Genomic DNA, 1,858 nt, shown 5'->3' with positions numbered 1-1,858 from the left:
CCTTCACCGTCGCCCCCGCCCTGCTGCGTGCCGGTCCCGCCGATCCGGGCTGGGCACCACTGGCCGCGGAGATCGCCGGCTCCCTGTCCCAGGGGCGCGACACGCTGGTGCAGATCGCCTCCGATCCCGCCGCCGACCTGCGCCAGGGCGCGGCCCTGGCCGAGGCCCTGGCCCTGCTCCTGGCCCCGGCCGGAGCGTGCATGGCCGGCCTCTTTGCCACCGGCGGCGAGACCGCCTGCGCCCTGCTCACCGGCCTCGGCGTGCATGGCATCCGCCTGCTGGAGGAGGTGGAGCCCGGCGTGCCGCTCGGCATCACCCGGGGGGCGCTGCGCGTCCCGGTGATGACCAAGGCCGGCGCCTTCGGCCATGAACGCAGCCTGCTGAACAGCCTCGCCCGCCTGCACGACCTTCTCGGAAAACGGACATGACCCAGAACCAGGACAGCTCCATCCAGGAGCGCCCGATCGTCGCCATCACCATGGGCGATGCCTCCGGCATCGGGCCGGAGATCATCATGAAGGCCCTGGCCCGGCCGGAGGTGCACGCGATGTGCCGCCCGCTGGTGGTGGGGGAGGCGACCCGGCTGCGCGAGGCCGGCGCCATCGCGAAGTCCGGCCTCGCCGTGCGGGCGCTGAGCGAGCCTTCCGGGGCGCGCTACGAGCCCGGCACGGTGGATGTGATCGACCTCGGGATCATCCCGGCCGGCCATCCCTTCGGCAAGGTCCTGCCGCTCTCGGGCGAGGGCGCCTACCGCTACATCGAGCGCGCCACGCGCCTGGTCGAGGCGGGCGAAGCGGATGCCATCTGCACCGCGCCGCTGAGCAAGGAGGCGCTGCACGCCGCCGGCCACAAGTACCCGGGCCATACCGAGCTGCTGGCGCACCTGACCGGCACGCCGGAGGTGTCGATGATGCTGGTGGCGCCGAAGCTGCGCGTGATCCACGTCACCACGCATATCGGGCTGATGGACGCGATCCGGCGGATCGAGCCGGGCCTGGTCGGGCGCGTCATCGCCCGCGGCCGCGCCACGCTGGTCAAGGCGGGCATCGCGGAGCCGCGCATCGGCGTCTGCGGCATCAACCCGCATGCCGGCGAGAACGGGCTCTTCGGCCAGGGCGAGGAGGAGGAGAAGATCATCCCCGCCGTGGAGGCCTGCCGCGCCAAGGGCTGGAAGGTCGAGGGCCCGCTGCCCGCCGACACGCTGTTCTTCCGCGCCGCGCGGGGCGACTTCGACCTCGTCGTGGCGATGTACCACGACCAGGGCCATGGCCCGGTGAAGGTGATGGGGCTGGAGGCCGGGGTGAACATCACCATCGGCCTGCCGGTGATCCGCACCTCGGTCGACCACGGCACCGCCTTCGACATCGCGGGCCAGGGCATCGCCGACGATGGCAGCCTTGTCGAGGCGCTCCGCCAGGCCGCCGACCTCGCCCCGCGCCGGCAGCACGCCGCCTCCGCCGCCTGATCGTGCCGGAGCATCGGGGGGCCTCCCATGCCGGGGGGCACGTCCCGCCCGGCGCGGTTTCGCACCGGGATCGGCCTTTCGGCGGAAGAGCGGATTCACGCTTCCGGACGATGCCGTCCCGCGGCAATCCGCTCTATCCTGAAGCCATGCAGCGCAGACGGGAACGACTCGACGCCATCCTGAAGGCCATCGAGGATGGCGAGACGGATGTGGACGGGCTTGCCGCCCGCTTCGGCGTCTCCGCCTCCACGGTGCGGCGCGACCTGCAGGACCTTTCCTCCCGCCGGGCCATCGCGCGCACCTATGGCGGCGCGATGCTGGCGCGGCCCGGCATCGAGCAGAGCCTTTCGGCGCGCGCCGGGCAGAGCCGCGCCGCCAAGGCCGCCATCGCCG

At 73.1% G+C, this 1,858-nt stretch carries 3 protein-coding genes; all 3 read left to right on the top strand.

The annotated features are described in order from the left end of the window. A partial coding sequence (locus ROTAS13_RS23945) for a nucleotide-binding domain containing protein (protein ID WP_305793734.1) occupies positions 1 to 428 on the top strand: 428 nt, incomplete at its 5' end. Then, the gene (pdxA, locus tag ROTAS13_RS23940; RefSeq protein WP_058390229.1) at positions 425 to 1,465 is read left to right on the top strand and encodes a 4-hydroxythreonine-4-phosphate dehydrogenase PdxA; all 1,041 of its coding nucleotides are present in this window, start codon (positions 425 to 427) and stop codon (positions 1,463 to 1,465) included. The genes ROTAS13_RS23945 and pdxA, both read left to right, overlap by 4 nt. Positions 1,466 to 1,611: 146 nt before the next feature. After that, positions 1,612 to 1,858, top strand: a 247-nt coding sequence (locus tag ROTAS13_RS23935; protein ID WP_171979228.1) for a DeoR family transcriptional regulator, incomplete at its 3' end; no start/stop codon positions are given.

The sequence above is a fragment of the Roseomonas sp. TAS13 genome (assembly GCF_001950415.1).
Classification (GTDB): domain Bacteria; phylum Pseudomonadota; class Alphaproteobacteria; order Acetobacterales; family Acetobacteraceae; genus Roseomonas; species Roseomonas mucosa.
The sequence above is the reverse complement of the archived record's forward strand: the minus strand, read 5'-3'. Positions and strand labels throughout refer to the sequence as shown.